The sequence below is a fragment of the Chloroflexus aurantiacus J-10-fl genome (genome assembly GCF_000018865.1).
GTDB lineage: Bacteria > Chloroflexota > Chloroflexia > Chloroflexales > Chloroflexaceae > Chloroflexus > Chloroflexus aurantiacus.
The window spans coordinates 2,463,507-2,484,539 of sequence record NC_010175.1 but is presented as its reverse complement, the minus strand read 5'-3'; the positions used below and the strand labels follow the sequence as shown (position 1 = coordinate 2,484,539).

Below are 21,033 nucleotides of genomic sequence, written 5' to 3'. Positions count from 1 at the left end.
CGCCGGAGGTGGGAGACACCGGTGCAGGGTGTTTCCTTATTCTCGTGCATTTCAGGATTGCGCTACCCCGCTCAGAGTAGGGCGATCTGGAGGCTCGCGATCCCAGGGGAGAACCCCTATCCAGATTTGGTATCACTCATATTGCAAGGTAACGACCGGCGATAGTGGCTTGAACGAAACGCGCCGAAATTGTGATGATAGGTCTTGCCGCACCGTCTGCTTTCTGCTACACTTACTCATGTCTTACCCAATTGTCCGCAGGCACATCGCGGCGACCTCCTCCTTCCGGCCGCCGCCGGGAGAATGCGCGTGCGACACTTTATAGATTCGTGGCGGCAGCGTCTGAAACCCATTCATCTGTTCGTTGGGTATCGCTGGCTGGCATGGTTAAGCGCCGGCATCGCGCTGACTCTGCCCAACCGCCCCACTGAACAGTTGCCCTTGAACGCCAGCCTGCTTTTGCTGGTACTCCTGATCGTTGTGTTCATTACCCGGCAGGCCCGGCAATATTTACAATTGATGAAGCGCCGGCCCCCTCTGCTGGCAATGGATATTGTGCTCGGCTGGCTGGTGCTGGTACTGAGCGGCAATACATTTCTTCCCTTCGGCATGAACGCACTCGGCAGCCTGATCGCGCCGGGATTGCTCTTCGGATGGCGCGGTGCCATAATCGGTGCCGGATTGTGCAGTGCCCTGCTGTACCTGAGCAGTGGCATTTTGACCGGCAATCCATCATCGCTGCCGATGCACATCGGGATACCATTCCTCTTCGCATTGACCTGGACTGGCCTGGTAGAATGGTGGCAACAGTCACTTAACCGGTCGCCGGACACCAGCGATTCACCAATCCGTCCTGCAACCAGAATGGTTGATGTCCGTCAAACTGCGCTAGGTGCGAGCGATACCATTCGACGCCCGCCAGAATGGTATTCATCGGCGGGTAGTGTTGGGAGCCGAAGTCCGGTCGGCACAACGTCAACGGTATCGTTACGGCCTGACCTGCAACTGGCGATTAAACAGTTGGTTGATAGTGAACGCCAACGCGGGGGCTTGCAGGTTGAGTATCAGATTGAAGGTGCCATCCAACGCCTCACCGCTGTACAGCAGAGTGTTCTGCTTCGCACCGCTCAGGAAGCATTGTCAAACGTGCGTCGCCATGCCCATGCCTCGTCGTGTCAGGTTGTGTTGCAGGTTGATGAACGGACAGCAACGCTACAAATCCAGGACGATGGGGTGGGTTTGCTAGATGGCACCTACGAGCGACCTCACTTCCACGCGCTCCGCACTCTCCGCTATCGGATTACTGAACTCGATGGTCAACTGGCTGTCTTTGAAGGTGAACGAGGCGGGCTGATCGTGCGAGTAACACTTCCCCTCGAACCCTAAATGTGCGGTATCATAACACTGTGTGCTCGCTGTAGGCGCAGTTGAGCAATGGATGAGGAGTGTTATCGCATGAGACGGCGCCGTTTCTGGTATGCGCCAGTACTGGTCATTGCGTTGGTCTTGCTCGGCTACGGTATCTGGTTGCCGGTTGAACAAGAGTCACGCTGGCTGTTGTTGCTCTGGATCGGCGGCCCACTGGCCGGCATCGTACTGTTGAGCTGGCTACACGATACACCACCGGCAAGCGATCTGGCCCGTACAGTTTCACGGGTTGGGGTCGTGATTATTATCGGCTTTCTAATGCTCAGCCTGCAACTACTCCGTCAACAATTTGTGCAGGCTGGAGCTATCAGTAACCATGTTGTTACCAGTACTGATGGCAGTACAATCAGTAATGTACGTCCGGTATTGATGACGCAGCGAGTGTTGCGTGGCGCGATTGTTGATCGACGCGGACGTGTGTTGGCCGAGAGCACAATGATCAACGGTATCGCCCGCCGGGTATATCCACTGGCAGGGCAATACGATATGACAGCGTTCGGTCATGTTCTCGGCTTTTTTAGCCCACGGTACGGCCAGAGTGCGCTGGAAGCCACCTACAATGAATACCTGTCGGGGGAACGCGGCAACGAGTGGCAGGTGCTGCTCAATGAATGGACTGGCGAAGTACAGCGTGGCAATTCGTTGACGCTGACGCTTGACGCCGAACTTCAGGCAAGAGTGGCTGCTTTACTCGGTGACCGCCGCGGCGCAGTGGTCGTGCTCGATCCGCGTACCGGTGCTATTCTGGCCATGGTCAGCCGACCTGGCTTTGATCCAGGTCAACTCGTGGTCGATCCAGCAGCACCTGATCTGGCAGCAGAACGCCAGCGGGTAAGTGATTACTGGGCTTCTCTCAACCGTGACGATGCTGGTCAACCGTTACTCAATCGGGCAACTCAGGGCCGATACCCACCCGGATCGACCTTCAAAACGGTAACGGCGGTGGCAGTGCTGGAATACTGGCTACAAGGGCGACCGGATCAGATTACCTGCCCTAATGAGTTCTATCCGCAACCTGATGCGCCACCAATTGTCAATGCGGTGGACAATCTGGGCGCACAAATTGGTGAACCGGCAACTCTGGAACGGGTGTATGCATTTTCCTGTAATACGGCCTTCGCCCAATACGCCGTGCGCCTCGGTGCCGAACGATTAACCGAAGTTGCACAACGCTTTAATATCTTCGCACCAAACCGCCTGCCGAATGGTTTTCAGCCCCTGCGCGATCTGCCTTCAAAGCCGTCTTTACTATCTGTACAGGACGATTTTTTGAACCAGCCCCGTGCGTTGGCCGACACCGGCTACGGTCAGGGCCAACTGCTGGTATCACCGTTGCAGATGGCACTTGTCGCAGCCACTATCGGTAACGATGGGGTCATGATGCAACCTTACCTCGTTCAGCGGGTAACCCGCCCTGACGGGAGTACGATCTGGCAGGCCAATCCGTATAGCCTGCGTCGTGTTATGTCAAGCCAAACTGCTAATCGCATGCGCAGCTATATGGCTGCGGTAGCTCAATATGGCTTTGGACGAAGCATCTCGCAATATGTTAACTGGCCGGTGGGAGGAAAATCGGGTACTGCGGAGCATATTCCCGGTGCGACACCTCACGCCTGGTTTATCGCGCTCGGCCCAATCGACACACCACGCTACGCAGTAGCGGTCATCATCGAGCAGGGTGGCGAAGGTAGCGGTGTAGCTGCCCGGCTGGCCGGCGAGGTATTGGCTGCTGCTTTCGCGTTAGAGTAAGTAAATTGCTGGTTTGAATACATGCTGGAACGTATGAGCTTTCGCTGGGTGTCGATATGGTTCCTGTGTGCGCTCTTGTGGGCATGCACACCTGCGTCAACGGAAGTCCGTGAACCTGCACCGACTCCTACTGCAATCTCACCAACACCGACCGCAGCGTTGATAACACCGACACCGCGACCACCGCTTGACGCGACGCTACGGCAGCAAATTTTCACAGAGGTCTGGACAACGATCAACGAACACTACCTTGATCCCACCTTTAACGGTGTGGATTGGGCACGTGTGCGGGCAGAGTATGGAGCACGAGCGTTGGCCGCCGAGGATGATGCATCCTTCTTCGCTGTCATCAGCGCTATGGTCAGACTACTCCGCGACGACCATTCACGTTTTGTGCCACCGCAGGCGGTGATCGCCGAAGATCAGTTGACCAGAGGACGTGAAGAGCAGGTTGGCATCGGTGTCAGTACTCTCCCGTTAAGCGACGGCTTGCTGATTCAGCACGTCTTCCCCGACAGTCCGGCTGCCCGGGCCGGTTTGCAGCCACGTGATCGCATTGTGGCGATTGATGGCCTTTCATTCAATCTGGGTTCAATTGAAGGTCCGTTGGGGAGTAGCGTGCGGTTGCTGATCGTACAGCCAGAAGGTGATTCGCGCGAACTTGAACTGATCCGAGAGCGGGTGGAAGGCCGTATCGAGCCACTGATACGTCGGCTGAGCGATGATGTGGCTTACGTCGGCATCAGTACGCTGTGGGTCAACGACATGCACGAGCAGGTAGCAACGGCGCTACAACGGCTGATGGCTGAGCGACCGCTGCGGGGAGTGATCCTCGATCTGCGCAGCAATCCAGGCGGATGGCGCGACGTGCTCAGTGGTCTACTCGGTCATTTTGTCACCGGTGATGTAGGTGCGTTCATCAGTCGCAAAGGAGCTACACCACTGGTGGTCACGGCGCGCAATCCCGATCTCCGGGGTTTGCCGCTGGTGATCCTGGTTGATCGTGGTACTGCCTCATACGCCGAGCTACTGGCAGCCGTGTTACAGCAAGAGGCTCAGGCTACAGTCATTGGGCGACCATCAGCCGGTAATACAGAAACCATTTACGCTTATGAGATTACCGGCGGTGCCCGGCTGTGGGTTGCGCAAGAGGTGTTTCGCCTCAACGATGGTAGTGACCTTGAAGGCAAGGGTGTACAGCCGGATATTCAACCGTCCAGCGATTGGACTCGCTTTCGCTTCGAGGCCGATCCGTGGATTGCACTGGCGCTCGACCGTATCAGAGAGGTAAGGTGAGCGGGTCGTTCTATCGTGGCAGGTAGCGCGGGGGCACGGCATGCCGTGCCCCTACTAATCACGTCAGCGGTGCTGCATCGTTCTGGTGCAGTATCGGGGTTATCGTTGACCGGTGTGTCAGGAGTGACGTTTGGCGTGTGGTGGAAAGAGCGGAGGCCGCAGGAGCGGGTTTTGAACCCGCCCCTACAAGAATGGTACGGATCGTCACAGCTCGCCGCATATCCGGTGGCGGGCAGGGATGCACTGTATCGCGCAAGATTTGATATGATCAGTGCGAGCCGCATTGCATGGAGGTATGTATGAACTTCGACCCACACGCCATTCGTCCACTGTTTCCTGCTCTGAGCCAAACCGTTGCCGGGCAGCCGGCTATCTTTTTCGATGGTCCTGGCGGTACGCAGGTTCCGCAAACGGTTATTGATGCGATTAGTGATTACCTGGCACATAGTAATGCCAATACGCACGGTGCATTTATCACCAGTCAACGCACCGATGCCGTGATTGCCGAAGCTCACGCGGCAATGGCCGATTTGCTGGGGTGCGATCCCGATGAGGTCTTCTTTGGGCAAAATATGACATCGCTGACTTTTGCCCTGAGTCGGGCGATTGGACGGGTGTTGCAGCCCGGCGATGAAATCGTGGTTACTCGCCTGGATCACGATGCTAACGTTGCCCCCTGGCGAGCACTGAGCGAGCGTGGGGTTGTGATTCGTGAGGTGGATATTGACCCGGAAGATTGTACGCTGGCGATGGACGATATGGCGGCGCTGATCGGGCCGCGCACGAAGCTGGTCGCAGTGGGGTATGCTTCCAATGCGGTTGGTACCATCAACAATATTCCCCAGATTGTCGAATGGGCACACCGGGTGGGGGCACTGGTCTTTGTTGACGCTGTTCATTACGCGCCGCACGGCCCGATTGATGTCAAAGGACTTGACTGTGATTTTCTGGCCTGTAGTGTCTACAAGTTTTTCGGCCCTCACGTTGGTGTTGTTTACGGTAAACGCGAGCATCTGCAACGCTTCCAGCCGTACAAAGTTCGTCCGGCAGCCGATACCGTTCCCGAACGCTGGATGACCGGCACGCAAAATCACGAGGGGCTGGCAGGGGTGACCGCCGCCGTCAACTATCTGGCCAGACTGGGTCAACCGGCACCCGACCGGCGTACTGCGTTGGTGCAGGCGATGAACCGGATTGTTGCCTATGAACGCACGCTGGCCGAACAGCTTATCGAAGGCGTGCTCGCTATTCCCGGTCTGACCTTTTACGGGATTCGCGAGCCAGAACGGTTCGGTCAGCGCACCCCAACCATCTCGTTCCGCCTGGCCAACCGCTCACCACGCGAAGTAGCAACTGCGCTGGCTCAACGTGGCATCTTTGTCTGGGACGGCAATTACTATGCGCTTAGTTTGAGTGAACGGTTGGGCGTTGAGCCACTCGGTGGGATGGTACGGGTTGGCCTTGTTCATTACAATACTGCGGAAGAGGTTGACAGGTTCCTGGCGGTGTTGCGCGAGCTGGCAACTGCTTAGCGTTCGCGCTATCAAACCCTCTCTGTCTGACGGGCCGGGCAGCAGGCACAGGCCTGGCTACCCGGCGCGGAGAGGATGGGCGCTGCCAGATGATGGCTGCGACCAGCCAAAGAGAAGATACTGTGTTGATCGCAGGGAGTGCCGGTTTTTAGCGAAAGCCGGTACGTACCACGCGCATCGGCTACGGAGCAGGCCGGGTGCGGGAGTAAGGCTTCCGCACCGGCGATACGGGTGTTTCATGGCGCCTTCAGTCCTCTCTGTTTGACGGGCCGGGCAGCAGGCACAGGCCTGGCTACCCGGCGCGAAGAGGATGGGCGCTGCCAGATGATGGCTGCAATCATCATAGAGATGATACCGTGATTGCTATGAGATGCTGTACACACGCATTGCCGTGATGTGACAGGCGTTCTGTGATATACTCCTAAGCGGAATGCTTTGACTACGCTTGCCTGCCCTGATAGCAAGGGCGAGAAACATCAATGCGCATCGCTTTTCTTGATTCATGGCTTCAGCACGTGGCTGAAGGGAGTGGTACCGCCGCCGCGATTGGCGGGCTGGGACGCGCTCTGCGTGCCCATGGTCATCATGTGGCCCGGATTGCGCCACCGGTGGCCTGGCCGGCGAACCTGACGTTGCGGCGCTTGTTGTTCAATCTGTACGTGCCGGCGCTGCTGCGCACGCTGCCCTACGACCTGATCGTGGGGGTGGATATTGATGGGGTGTTTGTCGCCGGGCGCGTCACCACCCCCTATGTGTGCAGTATTAAGGGTGTGATCGCTGAAGAGCTGCAACACGAACGTGGTAATGTCCGCCGCTTGCTCTGGTTGCTGTCGCGCCTCGAACGGATGAATGCCCGTCAGTCACCACTGATTATTACCACGAGCAACTATTGTCGGCAGAGTATTCACCGCCATTACGGTGTGCCGCCGGAGCGGATTCGGCTGGTGCCGGAAGGGATTGATTTGACGCAATGGCCGGCACCTGTGGCACGTGATGGTGGGCAGACCATTCTCTGTGTGGCGCGGCAATACCCGCGCAAGCATATTGCCGACCTGATCCGGGCATTTGCGCAGGTGCGGCAGCGGCTACCTGACGCCCGTCTGGTCATTATTGGTGATGGCCCGGAACACGCCAATCTGAAAACTCTGGCCCACACGCTCGGTTTGGGAGCGTCCTGTCAGCTTCTCGGTGCGTTACCGTCTGATGATGAAGTGCGGTCGTGGTACTACCGGGCCGATCTCTTCTGTCTGCCGAGTGTGCAGGAGGGCTTTGGGATTGTGTTTCTGGAGGCGATGGCTGCCAGTTTGCCGATTGTGGCGACCACGGCAGCCGCGATCCCGGAAGTTGTACCGCACGGTATGGCCGGTTTGCTGGTGCCGCCCGCTGACGTAGCGGCCCTGGCCGACGCGCTGACCACTCTGCTTGGTGATGTGTCGTTGCGTCGGCGCTACGGATCGTTTGGGCGCGATTATGTGGCTCAGTTTGACTGGATGCGGGTTGCCGAACAATTTCTCACCGTCACACGTGGTTGAAACCAATGTCAATTGAAGTTCGCGGTCTGCGCAAGTACTATCAGGTGCATCGCAAAGAAGCCGGCTTGATGGGATCAATCCGGGCGTTTGTCCGTCGTCAGTACGAGACGGTCAAAGCCGTGGATGGCATTGATTTCACGATTGAGTCCGGTGAGATGGTGGGTTTTCTTGGCCCGAACGGTGCCGGCAAGACAACCACGCTCAAGGTGCTTGCCGGTTTGCTGCACCCTACTGCGGGCGAAGTTCGGGTGTTGGGATACACCCCCTTTGCCCGGCAGACCGCGTTCCTCAAGCAGATTACGCTGGTGATGGGCCAGAAACAACAGTTGCTCTGGGACTTGCCGGCCATCGAGACCTTCGAGGTGAATCGGGTCATCTTCGAGGTACCGGAGCACGAGTATCGGCAGACGCTGAACGAGCTAATCGAGCTGCTCGAATTGGGTGATCTGCTCAACAAACAGGTGCGTAAGCTCAGCCTGGGTGAGCGGATGAAGTGCGAGCTGGCAGCAGCATTGTTACACCGTCCGCGTGTCCTCTTCCTCGATGAGCCGACGATTGGGCTTGATGTGACGATGCAGGCCAGAGTTCGCGAATTCGTGGCCGAGTATAACCGGCGTTACGGCGCAACGGTCTTGCTCACCAGCCATTACATGGCCGATGTGACGGCACTCTGCAAGCGGGTGATTGTGATCAATCACGGGCGCCTGCTCTACGACGGCAATCTCCAGAGTATGGTCGAGCAGGTGGCACCGCACAAGATCATTCACCTTGTCTTACACGAACCGGTACCGGTCGAGACGCTGGCGCAGTTCGGTGAGGTGCAACGCTGCGATGGACTGGAGGTCGAGTTAAAGGTTGCGCGTAACGAGACAACCCGAATCGGTGCCCGGCTGTTGACCGCGCTACCGGTTGCCGATGTCAACATCGCCGAGCCACCCATCGAGGAGATCATCAGCGAGGTCTTTGGGCAACCGGTGTGAGGGTTGCTATCGGTCACAGACGGACAATGCTCCCTGCGGCAATCACGCTCTGCGGGGCAATCGCTACCCCAGCAGCAACCACCACCCCACGGGTGATCAGGTCATCTTCTGTCAACAAGCCATTGACAACGACGTTGACCGGCGCATCGCGGTATTCAGCGGCCTGGCACACAGCCTGATAGCCGATCTGCACCCGTTCATCAAGCCAGGAGTGACTGATCGACGCCTGAGCACCAACTGCTGTTTGGGCACCGATCACCGAGCCACCGATCATTGCTTCGGCCCCAATCGTGGCGCCGGCTTCGATCACCGAGGCAATAATCAGCGCACCCGACCCGATCACTGCGCCTGGCCCGATCCAGGCCGGGCCAACAATGCGGGCACCCTGATCGATGGATGCTCCGTCGCTCACCACGACTGACCCTTCCAGATCGGCCTGGGGAGCGATGTGGGCATTCGGCGCGATCTGCGGCAGGGGCTGCGTGTGGGCCTGCCGCGCCAGCAGAAAACGGGCGGCCAGGAGCGCTTCCCACGGGGTGCCGACCGGCAGCCAGTGCCCGGTACAGACGTGGCAGGCCACCGGATGCTGTTCAGCCAGCAGCGCAATCAGGTCGGTCAACTCCAGCTCACCGCGTGGGGAAGGCGTGATCCGGTGCAGGAGCGGAAAGACTTCGGCATCGAAATGGTAGATACCGGGATTGGCAAGGGCATCGGGTGGGGGTTGGGTCGGCTTCTCGATGATCCGCTGCACCAGGCCATCGTGGACATCGAGCACACCAAACGAGCGCAGATCGGGCAGGCGCAGCCCGGCCAGGGCGTAGCGGAACTGACCGACCCCGATTACATCGGCGCGATCAATCAGATTATCGCCGTACAACAGAAAAAACGGCTCGTCAATCGGTGCCGCCGCCAGCAACGCGCCCGCCGTGCCGTTGATGGTCGTCTGGTATACATAACGGATTGCCATACCACGGTATGTTTCACCAAAGGTCGCGACAATCTGATCGGCGCGATAGCCAACCACCAGCGTCACCCGTTCCACCAGCCCGACCAGTTCATCGAGGATGTGGGCCAGCAACGGCTTACCGAGCAGCGGAATCAGCGGCTTCGGACGCTGGTCGGTCAACGGGCGCGTGCGGGTCGAAGCACCGGCAACCAGGATCACGGCGTGTTTGGCACTAGACATGGCTCTCTCCTACAAGCCCGTGCGCACATTACTGTTGCAACTCACCGGCGTGCGCACACTCGGTTGTAGGATACCATGAAGGGGCGGGGAGTGGGGAGTGCTCCCCCTCACCTCTGCCCACTCGACAATTGATGGGTCAGGAGAATGGCCTGCGCTACCTCGCGCATGGTTTTGCGATTGCGCATCGCCAGTTGCTGGATACGCCGAAATGCCTCGCCTTCGGTCAGGCCGTGCTGTTCCATCAAGACGTGCTTCGCGTGCTCAATCTCCTGACGAGTCTCCAGGCGTTCGCGTAACGCCAGCATCTCTTTCCGCCGCGCCTGATACGCCTGCCAGCGGGCCAGGACGACCTCTATCAACGGTAAGAGTTCGCCATCGCGAAATGGTTTGATCAGGTAGCCGAAGACACCCGCTGCACGGGCGCGTTCAGCCAGTTCGCGCGAAGCCGAAGCTGTCAGGAGAATGACCGGCGCCAGCCCTTCGTTGTGAAGTACGGTCGCCGCTTCTATCCCGTCGAGATGTGGCATTTTGTAGTCGAGCAAGACCAGATCGGGTCGCATCTGGCGCGTCAGAGCAATCGCCTGTTGACCATCAGCCGCTTCACCGACAATCAGGTAGCCAAGCGCGAGCAACACTTCGCGCAGGTGGAATCTGATCAAAGCTTCATCATCAGCAATTAAGAGTCGCGCTGCCATGCGTGCTCCAAAACAATAAGCACCTGCCGTCGCCGCAGTGCGACGTGCAGGTGGCATCAATGCGAATATAACGTCTATACGCAGTATAGAAGATGTCCGGCGGGAAGACTATGGTTGAATTGTACAATCCGTTATGGATGGGAGTGACGATTGTTATGCCGCCAGCAGTGTGGCCGGCTCTACCCCATGGCCTGTCGCTATGTGGCAGAGGTCGATCACGCCGCCCCGCAGCTCAAATCCGCCCTGGAAAGGATTCGTGGCCAGAAATAGCGGCGTATCCAGATCAACGAAACGGAAGCCGCCTAAGCCGGCAGCGAAGTGAGCCGATACGGTCATGGCCAGGATCGACTCGACCATGCCCCCAATCATCAATCCCAGTCCGGCAGCACGAGCGATAGCCGCAATCTCAAGCGCTTCCACAATGCCGGTCTTCATCAGTTTGATATTGATGACATGCGCGGCACGCTCTTGTACGATCCGTAGCACGTTCAGCGAACTGCTCGCCGTCTCGTCGGCGGCGATTGGTGCGCCGCCCCACTGTACCAACTGCCGCAAACCCGGCCAGTCGTCGGCGGCCACCGGTTGCTCCACCAACGCCGGCACGATCTGCTGAAGGCTGAGCGCACCGAGCAGTTCGAGCATTGTTTCGGCGGTGAAGCCACCGTTGCCATCGAGGATCAGCGGGGCATCAGGGGCGAGCGCCCGGATCGCGGTGATGCGGGCCAGGTCGTGCTGCACATCATAGCCGCCGATCTTCACCTTGATCTGACGAATGCCGCGTTCGAGAATGTCTAGCGTCGCCAGCGCAGCTTCTTCCACCGTGCCGGTCGTGATCGTCATATCGGTTTCGAGCGTGTGACCGGCCCCGCCGAAGAAGACGTACATCGGCAGTCGATAGTGCCGGGTCAAGGCATCGAGGATCGCCGTCTCAATCGCACACCGGGCTGACCCACTGGCGGGAATGCGGTCGCGGAGCAGACCGGCGATGGCCCGCCATTCACGCACATCACCACCCTCTACCGCCGAACGAACCGACTCTATCGCCTGGAGTGCCTTTTCCTGCGTTTCACCGTTGAAAGCCGGAAAAGGAGCCGCTTCACCGTAGCCCCGGACGCCGTTCATCAGTTCGACTGTGACCAACAGGTTGCGCGCCACCTCTTGCGCACCGCCGGCAATCCCGAACGGACTGCGCAGCGGGATGTCGAGCGGAGCAACGGATAATGTGCGAATGACGGTACTCATACGTTCCTCAAGCTGACCTCAGACGCGATACTGCCGGCGTAGATACACGGTAATCGTTACCAGCACAATCACAGCCCCCAACACCTGCCAGACGCTCTGCAATGCTTCGCCAAGCAGGAATGCGGCCAGCGCCAGCGCACTGATCAGGCGCCAGCCCATTGTGCTGCTCACCAGTGGTGCGCCAAGCTGACGCAAGGCAACGATCTGGCCCAGATTGGCACCGAGCAAGACAAAGATGACAAAAGCAGCGAACACGATCCAGTCCAGCAGTCCGATAGCAGCAAATCGGCTCCAGGGTTCGCGCAGCAACAGACTCATCGCGCCACAGGTGATCGTCAGCGCGACCAGTTGCACGAACAACATCGCCTCTGCGCTGACATGCCCTGCGCTGGTGGCACGTGGGATCAGCAGCATATACAGCGCCAACGCACAGGCCGAGACAAACGCAATCGCGATGCCGATCAGATCGCTCCCGGTGAGCCGTAAGATAACGCCGCTGCTGACATCACCGCTCATCATCAAGAGGGAGCCGAAGATTGATAAGCCGATGGCAGGCAGGGTGAATGGCGGCAGCCTTTCGCGAAAAAGCAGCTTGCTCAGAAGCGCAACAATGAGTGGTGTGAGCAGGGTAATCAGTTGCACGTAGATTGCCAGCGTAAAGCGAGCCGAGGTCAGGTTCGTCATTGCCCGGATGCTGACCACCAGCGCGAACAGCCAGATAATCGGTGTCCGCCAAAGGCTGGCGTTGATGTGGCGATACGCAAACGGCAAATAGACCACGAGCGCCAGCGCATTCCCCAACGCCAGGATCGCCATACTCGGCAGATGGCTGATGGTTTGCAGGTAACGGGCTAACACCGGGTAGGCACCCCAGCCGGTGTGGGCGAAGAGGGCAACCGTTAACCAGAGCCACGAGACACCGGTGCGCGTTGTTGTGGTTGCGGTCGAAGAAGCGTTGTTCATGGGGGACATTATAGCAAAGATTGACTTGTCAATAGAAAGGAGAAGATAGGGGGAGGAGATAGGAAATAGGGTAGAGAAGATAGGAAATAGGGGGGAGGGTGGAGGAGGGAGGAGATAGGAGATAGGAAATAGGAGTGAGAGGGTAAGAGATAGGAGTGAGGAGATAGGAAATAGGAGTGAGAGGGTAAGAGATAGGAGTGAGGAGATAGGAAATCGGGGGGAGGAGGTAGAAGATAGGGTTGCGGGGGCTGTGATCAGACTTGTTGCTGCGGCACCATGCGCGCCGGAGGCGCGCGCTCCCAGCTCCCGGCTGGGGAGCACGCCCGTCATCACTCCCCCGACCCGCTCCAACACGCGGGCAATGCAGTATGCGAGTTATGGGTAATGCATAGCCGCTGGAGGGAGGATTCGCGGGCATTATCCCACCCTCAGCGAAGGTGCGTCCCACTACACTACACTTCAGATCTGAACTCTCACCCGCACAAAGCAACTTCCGCCAACAATTGACGTGAACCGCTTACGTAGTGCACAATAGTGGCAACAGGCAACTCGCCTGCTGTTAAGACGCTGCCTGAACATTCCACAACATCCCACTCATCCACACCTGCGCGACTGCGCCGGTGGTATGCTTTGATACGAAGCATTGCCATCTGGCCTGTCTTGCAGCCAATCAGGATACACCGATGGATATTCAACTCGCCGAACTTATTGAAGCTGGTGGCACGGTGATCGGGCCGATCCACGCCGATACCTTTACCGATTGGAGCTACGACTCGCGGCTGACTGTGGCCGGTGAGTGTTTTATCGCGCTGCGCACCACACGGGCCGACGGTCACGACTATATTCCGGCGGCGCTGGCCGCCGGTGCCCGCGGTATTCTGTGTACGCGACCACCGCACGACGCCGGTACGGCCACGGTTGTCGTTTGCCCCGACCCCCAGGCTTTGTTGTTGCGCTGGGCCAGCAATCGCTTGCAGCGGTTGCAACCCACCGTCATTGCCGTGACGGGTGGTATCGGGAAAACGCTGGCCCGGCGGGCCATTGCCGCTGTGCTGGCGACCCACGCTCCCACGTTTCAAAGCCGGCGCAATTTCAATTCTCTGCTGGGGCTGCCGATTGCCCTGGCCCGCCTTGAGCGTGATCACCAGTATGCGGTGCTCGAATTTGCCGGCGAACATCTGCCCCCGCTGGCAGCGGCTTTCCCACCCCGGCTTGCAGTCGTGACCGCCGGAACCGATGATGCCACAGCGAGATTTCTGGCTCGCCAGGGAGTGACCGTTATTGCCGCCGAAGGCGTATCGTCGGCTCATCTGACCTTCGGCACAGGGAGTGGGTGTGCCATCCGTGCTACGGCTATCTCCTACCGTCGGGATGGCGTTGATTGTGTGGTGATCGGCCAGGGGCTTGAGCTGCCGATCACCATCCCCTTACCTGGCCCACCCGGTGTAGCCGCTGCCCTGGCCGCCGTTGCCGTTGGTCTGCACTACGGGGTGAGACCGGCAGCGATCCGCCAGGCCCTGGCCGGTCTGGATGCGCCGGCGGGCCGGCTTCGTCCGCTGCCGGGGGCCAATGGCGAGCTGATTCTGGACGATAGTTTCAATGCGACACCGGAAGCGATGAGGGCAGCCTTGCAGACGCTGGCGGCCATCCCGACCGGACGCCGGATTGCTGTTCTGGGAACACCAACCGAATTGCCGGCAGTTGATGCCACGCCCCTGCTCACCGAACTGGGTATGCAGGCAGCCCGCAGCGCTGAGTATCTGGTACTGAAGGGCATGGGAGCCGCCACAATGGCTCAGGCCGCCCGGCTGGCTAATCCAACGGTGACCATTCACGTCGTAGACACCAACGAGGCGATTCGGGCAGCGCTGCCACCTTCGCGCAACGATCAGGATGTCGTACTGGTGTCGGGGGGTGCCGGCGAACGCCTCGAACAGGTGGTAGCCCCGTTGCTGGCCCCCGGCTGGCCGCCAGAACAATATCTGGTACGCCAGGAACCGGCGTGGCGTAGTGTGCGGATCGGTGATCCGGGACGACCGACCTGGGTGCATCTCGACCTGACCGCGATTGCCGATAATGTGCGTGCGTTGCGCAACCATGCTGGTGTCCCGCTTATGGTCGTGCTCAAGGGTGATGGCTACGGCCACGGGGCTGCGCGGGTAGCCCGGGCCGCACTACAGGCCGGTGCCGAGATGCTGGCGGTGGCGACGCTCGGTGAAGGCCGGGCACTGCGTGCGCAAGGGATTGCGGCGCCCATCCTGGTCTTGGGCTACACACCACCCTGGCAGGCAGCCGAGGCGATTCGACTCGATCTGATGCTGACCCTCTTCGACGATGATACGGCCCAGGCCCTGCACGCCGCCGCCCTCGAATGCGGTCGTCCCGCCCGGGTGCATGTGAAAGTTGATACCGGTATGGCCCGGTTAGGTTTATCGCCCGCTGAAGTCGCCCCGTTTTTATCCCGGCTACGGGAATTACCCGGCATTGAACCGGTTGCCCTCTACACCCATTTTGCCCGCGCCGACGAAGCCGATCCGACGCCAACCGAACAACAGTTGGCCCGCTTTCAGGCGGTGCTGGCCGATCTAACTGCCGCCGGCCTGCGTCCGCCGTGCGTTCACGCTGCCAACAGCGCAGCCACCTTGCGCTTTCCGGCGACACACTTCGATATGGTGCGCCCCGGCCTGGCCTGTTATGGGCTGGCGCCGGGTGCGGCTGCTCCACTCCTGCCCGGTATGCGCCCGGCATTGAGCTTCTACACCGAAGTAGCCCAGGTCAAGGATCATCCAGCCGGTACTCCCATCTCCTACGGCGGTACCTTCGTCACCGCGCGACCGTCGCGCATCGCGACGATTCCGGTTGGCTATGCCGATGGTTTGCGGCGCTCACCACCGTGGCGGGAAGTGCTGATTCGGGGGCAGCGCGCCCCAATTGTCGGACGCATTTGTATGGATTACGCAATGGTGGATGTGACCGACATTCCCGGTGTCCGGCGCGGCGATGCGGTCACGATTATCGGGCGGCAGGGTGATGCCGTGATCGGGGTTGATGAGATCGCCGGCTGGCTGGGCACGATCAGCTACGAAGTGCTGACCGGTATCCTACCCCGCGTACCCCGCGAGATTGGGCCGTAGCGATAATCAGATCGGTCAGATCCGTGTACAATGACAATCAACAGCAGCCACATGGCGTAGTAAGGAGCGATCTATGCTTACCCCGTTTCAAAATGAACCCTTCGGCAACTTCGATAGTGGCGACCGCCGGGCCACCATGCAACGTGCTATTCGCCATGTTGCCGGACAACTGGGAGCAACCTATCCGCTGGTCATCGGTGGAGAACACATTGTGACCGAGCGCAAGTTACCTTCCATCAACCCGGCAGAGCCAAAAAAGGTGGTTGGCTACGCCAGCAGCGCATCGCAAGAACAGGCACACCAGGCGTTGCTGGCTGCTGATGCCGCATTCCGCACCTGGTCACGCACACCGGTCAGTGCCCGGGCCCAGGTATTGTTGCGGGCCGCAGCGATTATGCGCCGGCGCAAAGAAGAACTGGCCGCGTGGATGATGCACGAAGTCAGCAAGAATTGGGTCGAGGCCGATGCCGATGTCGCCGAAGCGATTGATTTCTGCGAATGGTATGCCCGTCAGGCACTGGCATTGCAGGGTGAACGCCAGCCACTCGTGCCGTACCCCGGCGAAGATAACGAGTTGCGCTATATTCCCCTCGGCCCAGGACTGGCTATTCCGCCCTGGAACTTCCCGCTAGCGATCACCACAACCCTCACCGTCGCCCCAATTGTGGTCGGGAATACCGTGGTGTTAAAGCCATCACCACGTGCGCCGATTATTGCCGGTATTCTGGTGCAAATTCTCGAAGAGGCCGGCCTGCCTCCCGGTGTGGTCAATCTGGTCACCGGGGAAGATGCGGTGCTGGGTGATTTTCTGGTCGATCATCCATTGGTGCGCTTCATCGGGTTTACCGGCTCGAAGAATGTCGGATTACGCATCCACCAACGGTCAGCCGTGCGCCAACCCGGCCAGAACTGGCTCAAGCGGGCGATTCTGGAGATGGGTGGGAAAGATGCGATTATTGTCGATGAAACCGCCGATCTCGAAGCCGCAGCGACCGGCATTGTCGTCAGCGCGTTTGGCTTTCAGGGGCAGAAGTGCAGTGCCTGTTCGCGGGCCATTGTGGTTGATCAGGTCTACGATCAGGTGTTGCAGCGGGTGATCGAGAAGACGAAGGCGCTGCGGCTGGGCAACCCGACCAAACCAGAGACCGATCTGGGCGCGGTGATCGACCAGCGGGCGTTCGACTCCATCAGCCAGTACATTGCCATCGGTCAGGAAGAAGGTCGGCTGGTGACCGGTGGTGAGGTCATCGATCACGAACTGGTCAAGGATGGCGGCTTTTTCATCAACCCGACCATCTTCGCCGATGTCAAGCCGCACGCCCGCATCGCCCAAGAAGAGATTTTTGGGCCGGTGCTGGCCTTCATTCGGGCAGCAAATTTTGCCGAGGCACTGGCGATTGCGAATGATACCGAATATGGCCTGACCGGTGGTCTCTACAGCCGCAACCTCGAACGACTCGAACAGGCGCGTGAAGAGTTCCACGTCGGCAACCTCTACTTCAACCGGAAGTGTACCGGTGCGCTGGTTGGTGTGCAACCATTCGGCGGCTTCAATATGTCGGGCACTGACAGCAAGGCCGGCGGTAGCGATTACCTGCGGCTCTTCACCCAGCCGAAGGTAATCTGTGAGCGCTTTTAACGGTTGCCCATGATCAGAATTGGCTGTGCAGTTTGGGCGTACAACGGTTGGGTCGGCGATCTCTTTCCGCCGGGCACCCGCAACAGCGAGTTTCTCAGGCTCTATAGCCGGCAGTTGACGACGGTGGAAGGCAATACTACCTTCTACGCCACGCCAACGCCGGCTACGGTTGCGCGCTGGGCCGAAGAGACCCCGCCCGACTTTCACTTCTGTTTCAAGCTGCCACGCGACGTAAGTCACGCCGGGCCGCTGGCCGACAAGCTGGCCCAGGCCCGTGCTTTCATCGAACGGATGCAGGGGCTGGGATCGCGCTGCGGGCCATTTTTTCTGCAACTACCACCGGCATACGGCCCGGCCCGGCTCGCCGATCTGGAGCGGTTTCTGGCCGGCTGGCCACCTGATGTGGCTCTGGCACTTGAGGTGCGCCATCCCGACTGGTATCTGCCGGTTGGCGAAGTGCCGCTGATGGAGCTGCTCGCTCGCTACCGGATCGGGCGAGTAATCATGGACGTGCGCCCAATCCGCGATCCCGCCGAACCGCCGACCACACTCCTCGCCGATGCTCGCGAGCGCAAACCGGATGTTCCACTGCGGCCACTCCGGGGTGGCGGGCCAACGCTGGTGCGCTACATCGGCCATCCCGATCTGGCCCGCAACGAACCGTTTCTCACCGAGTGGGCAGCTCGCATCGCCGAATGGGCAACCACCGACCCGCAAATCTATCTGTTTATGCATTGCCCTGATGAATCGCGATCTCCCACTCTCTGCCGCCAGATCGCGGCCCGGCTGCGTGCCCACGGCGCGCCGCTGGCTGAGAGAGATAACGAACCGCCGACCACACCGGCTCAGCTCAACCTGTTTGGCTAAACCCTTCGCCTATGTGATGTGATCGAACGAGGACGAAATGATACAACTTGCCACGCTGTTTGGGCGAACGTTACGCCAGGCGCCCGCAGAAGCTGATACGCGGGCAGCCCAACTACTCTGGCGCGCCGGGATGATCCGCGCCCTGGATAACGGTGAACCGGCCCTGTTACCCCTGGGGAGTGCGGTGCTGCGCCGGCTCAGCCACCATCTGACCACAGCGATCCAGGCTGGCGGTGCTCAAGAGGTGTATCTGCCAAACACATCCACAGCCACCTGGCCGGCGACCGTGACTGCGCTGGCCCGGCGTGAGATCGACTCATACCGCCAGCTTCCCCAGGCGATCTGGGGTCAGCGTCGGCGCAAACGACCGCAATCCCGTCAGCGCTTCAGCCTGCTCGAACTGCCCACACCCACGACGTTGAGCTGGGCCGGACTGGCGCGCGACGCCTCGCAGGCCCAGGCGTTGCTTGAAACGACGCTGCAACACCTGCGCCACGCCTTGCACGAGTGTGGGCTAACGATTGTCGCCGATGCCTTGCAGGCCACCGAATCTGCGCCGCTGATCGTTGACAGTGCGAGTGGGCCGTTAACAACCCTCGATTGCCCCACCTGCAACCGGCGAGCACCGCGCGAACTGGCGCCAATGGCGCCACCACCGGCCTACAGCGGGCCGACTCCGGCGATGAGCCTGGTCGAAACCCCCAACGCCAACACGATTGCTGCCCTGGCAGCGTACCTCGGTATTCCCACCGCAGCGACGGCAAAAGCGCTCTTCTTCGATGCCCGTTGTGCCGACGACCGGCGCCTCGTGTTCGCCGTGGTGCGTGGCGACCGGGAAGCAAGTCTACCCAAACTGGCTGCCGTTGTCGGTGCCGACGAGCTGGTTCCTGCCGACGAAGCGCAGATTCGAGCGTGCGGAGCCGTTCCCGGCTATGCGTCACCCGTCGGCCTGCGCGATGTGCTCGTCGTTGCCGACCCAATGGTCACCACTGGGGCGCCACTGGTGGCGGGCGCAAACCGGGCTGGCTACCATCTGCGCGATGTGGTCTATGGCCGTGACTGGCAGGCCACCCTGGTCGCCGACATTAGCCAGGCCGAGGCCGGCGATCCATGCCCATGGTGTGGAACGGCCCGGATTGAAGGGCGGGGTGCGCTTATCGGCGCTATAACAGCCCCTCAACCAACTGCGCTGCTCGTGCAAGATGCAGAGGGCCAAAACCGGCCACTCATCATTACGGGTCTCGAAATCGATCTGGAACCGCTCCTGTACCTGGTGGTTGAGCAGCATCACGACGAACGCGGGATTGTCTGGCCGGCGGCCATTGCCCCCTTCGCCATCCACCTCGTCACCCTGGGGCGCGGCGAGGCAGTAGTTACCGCCGGACACGCACTGGCGGCGATGCTGCAAACGGCTGGTTGGCATGTGTTGATTGATGATCGTGATGAACGGGCCGGAGTTAAATTCAACGATGCCGACCTGATCGGCGCCCCGTGGCGCGTCGTCATCAGTGAGAAGCTACTGGCCGCGAATCAGCTTGAAATCCGACACCGTACCGCCGCCCAGGCCACCGTCATCGATCAATCAGCCCTACTGACTGTGATCGGGCAGCGGTAGGTGATCGACACCGACGCAGCCTATTGAGGCCCTAACATCTGCACCAGCCAGGCCCGCACTGCGGCGCGGGCCGCTTCCGATTCAGGCGAGCCATCGGTATAGATTGCCCCCGAACGCACTGCGGCTATCGTCTCGCGAAACTGCTGGAATGCCGGCAGGTCGGCCAGGCGGTTGGGCCGATCCGGACCGGCAGCCAGATCGATCAGCGCCTCCTGGCGATTGGAGAAGACAACATAGTGCTCGATCAGACCGACGGCGCGCAGCGGACTGTTCAACTCACCACTGTAAATGATAGCCTCGCCTACCCGCTGCTCGTTAATCGTCTCACCACGATTACGACGCACCGTCAGATGCTTCTCCAAAAACAGACGCGCCTGCGGATCGTTGCGCGAAGCGAGAAACACCAGCACCTCACCATTCGTCACCAGGTCAGCGGCTACATCACGGGTCACCGGCGTGAAATCACGCACGACCACCGCAATATCGCTGCCGATCCAGGTCACAACATCGCTATCCAGATCAACCCCCAGTAGTGCCGCCACATTCGCTGCGGCGTCTGACGGCATCGTCAGGCCAAAAACCTCATTCAATGCCCGCTCGATGCGCGGCTGTTCAGGCACATCGCTCAGGGTCGGCGACAGGCTGGCGTACAATTGCACATCCGCCGGTAACAGATCAGCAGGAGCCGGCCCTTGTTGCACGGTCACAAACCAGTAAACGAACAGCGCACCGATCAAGGCGGCAACCAGCGTAATGGCCAGGCCACCAACCAGGGCATACCCAAGACCGCGTTCGCGAGGTAGTGTTGAAGAATTGATCATACCTGCCATAACTGTTGCAAATAGTGATTCGTCTACACCATCGTCATGGTACCATGAGTCTATCAATCCAAAATCCAGAGTCGCCAGATCAGGAGTGTGTACAACCTGATTGGTTACCTTTGTCACCACAGAGGACACAGAGGATGGACACAAACCGGGTTGCTACCTCAGAAACGTGCGTGAAGTAGCGCGTCTATAGGAACTGGCTGCCACCCACATCGTTCGTACAGGTACGTTGTACGATGCTGCCTGAAGCGTCGTGCTGTTCATCCTGGCAGTCAGCCTCAAGTGGCCTGCTCACAGGATAGGTGGCAACCTGGGTTAGACAAAACTATATCATCGGTGCAACGAGCA

At 59.6% G+C, this 21,033-nt stretch carries 15 protein-coding genes; 10 read left to right on the top strand and 5 right to left on the bottom strand.

What is annotated here, in order from left to right:
• Positions 1-309 precede the first annotated feature (309 nt).
• The 6 genes from CAUR_RS09445 to CAUR_RS09420 all read left to right on the top strand — a co-directional run bounded on the left by CAUR_RS09445 (position 310) and on the right by CAUR_RS09420 (position 8,517).
• Positions 310-1,386 (top strand): sensor histidine kinase, encoded by a 1,077-nt coding sequence (locus CAUR_RS09445; RefSeq protein WP_012257676.1) that lies wholly within the window; start codon positions 310-312, stop codon positions 1,384-1,386.
• Between the two features lie 69 nt (positions 1,387-1,455).
• The gene (locus tag CAUR_RS09440) at positions 1,456-3,177 is read left to right on the top strand and encodes a peptidoglycan D,D-transpeptidase FtsI family protein (protein WP_012257675.1); all 1,722 of its coding nucleotides are present in this window, start codon (positions 1,456-1,458) and stop codon (positions 3,175-3,177) included.
• A 33-nt stretch (positions 3,178-3,210) separates the two neighbouring features.
• A complete protein-coding gene (locus CAUR_RS09435; protein WP_242605113.1) occupies positions 3,211-4,473 on the top strand; it encodes a S41 family peptidase in 1,263 nt (420 codons plus the stop codon).
• Positions 4,474-4,772: 299 nt separating this feature from the next.
• Positions 4,773-6,005 carry a cysteine desulfurase-like protein gene (locus CAUR_RS09430; protein WP_012257673.1) on the top strand — a complete coding sequence of 411 codons (1,233 nt, stop codon included), beginning with the start codon at positions 4,773-4,775 and terminating at the stop codon, positions 6,003-6,005.
• Between the two features lie 479 nt (positions 6,006-6,484).
• On the top strand, positions 6,485-7,537 hold the full coding sequence (locus CAUR_RS09425; protein ID WP_012257672.1) for a glycosyltransferase family 4 protein: 1,053 nt from the start codon (positions 6,485-6,487) through the stop codon (positions 7,535-7,537).
• 5 nt (positions 7,538-7,542) lie between these two features.
• Positions 7,543-8,517, top strand: a complete 975-nt coding sequence (locus CAUR_RS09420) for an ABC transporter ATP-binding protein (RefSeq protein WP_012257671.1) — start codon at positions 7,543-7,545, stop codon at positions 8,515-8,517.
• A 13-nt stretch (positions 8,518-8,530) separates the two neighbouring features.
• On the opposite strand, the gene CAUR_RS09415 is transcribed toward CAUR_RS09420, so the two are convergent.
• The 4 genes from CAUR_RS09415 to CAUR_RS09400 form a co-directional block, all read right to left on the bottom strand.
• Positions 8,531-9,703 carry a sugar phosphate nucleotidyltransferase gene (locus tag CAUR_RS09415; protein WP_012257670.1) on the bottom strand — a complete coding sequence of 391 codons (1,173 nt, stop codon included), beginning with the start codon at positions 9,701-9,703 and terminating at the stop codon, positions 8,531-8,533.
• A gap of 107 nt (positions 9,704-9,810) precedes the next feature.
• On the bottom strand, positions 9,811-10,398 hold the full coding sequence (locus CAUR_RS09410) for an ANTAR domain-containing response regulator (RefSeq protein ID WP_012257669.1): 588 nt from the start codon (positions 10,396-10,398) through the stop codon (positions 9,811-9,813).
• Positions 10,399-10,551: 153 nt separating this feature from the next.
• Positions 10,552-11,640, bottom strand: a complete 1,089-nt coding sequence (locus CAUR_RS09405) for a dipeptide epimerase (RefSeq protein WP_012257668.1) — start codon at positions 11,638-11,640, stop codon at positions 10,552-10,554.
• 18 nt (positions 11,641-11,658) lie between these two features.
• On the bottom strand, positions 11,659-12,603 hold the full coding sequence (locus tag CAUR_RS09400; protein WP_242605112.1) for an EamA family transporter: 945 nt from the start codon (positions 12,601-12,603) through the stop codon (positions 11,659-11,661).
• A 683-nt stretch (positions 12,604-13,286) separates the two neighbouring features.
• Between CAUR_RS09400 and alr the strand changes: the two genes are divergently transcribed.
• The 4 genes from alr to CAUR_RS09380 all read left to right on the top strand — a co-directional run bounded on the left by alr (position 13,287) and on the right by CAUR_RS09380 (position 19,858).
• Positions 13,287-15,737: an alanine racemase gene (gene alr, locus CAUR_RS09395; protein ID WP_012257666.1), complete on the top strand. Its 2,451-nt coding sequence runs from the start codon at positions 13,287-13,289 to the stop codon at positions 15,735-15,737.
• Positions 15,738-15,810: 73 nt separating this feature from the next.
• Positions 15,811-17,376, top strand: coding sequence for an L-glutamate gamma-semialdehyde dehydrogenase (gene pruA / locus CAUR_RS09390; RefSeq protein ID WP_012257665.1), 1,566 nt, complete (start codon positions 15,811-15,813; stop codon positions 17,374-17,376).
• 9 nt (positions 17,377-17,385) lie between these two features.
• Positions 17,386-18,243: a DUF72 domain-containing protein gene (locus tag CAUR_RS09385; RefSeq protein ID WP_012257664.1), complete on the top strand. Its 858-nt coding sequence runs from the start codon at positions 17,386-17,388 to the stop codon at positions 18,241-18,243.
• 37 nt (positions 18,244-18,280) lie between these two features.
• The gene (locus CAUR_RS09380; protein WP_012257663.1) at positions 18,281-19,858 is read left to right on the top strand and encodes a proline--tRNA ligase; all 1,578 of its coding nucleotides are present in this window, start codon (positions 18,281-18,283) and stop codon (positions 19,856-19,858) included.
• Between the two features lie 20 nt (positions 19,859-19,878).
• On the opposite strand, the gene CAUR_RS09375 is transcribed toward CAUR_RS09380, so the two are convergent.
• Positions 19,879-20,679, bottom strand: coding sequence for a DUF3352 domain-containing protein (locus tag CAUR_RS09375; protein WP_162015868.1), 801 nt, complete (start codon positions 20,677-20,679; stop codon positions 19,879-19,881).
• Positions 20,680-21,033 lie beyond the last annotated feature (354 nt).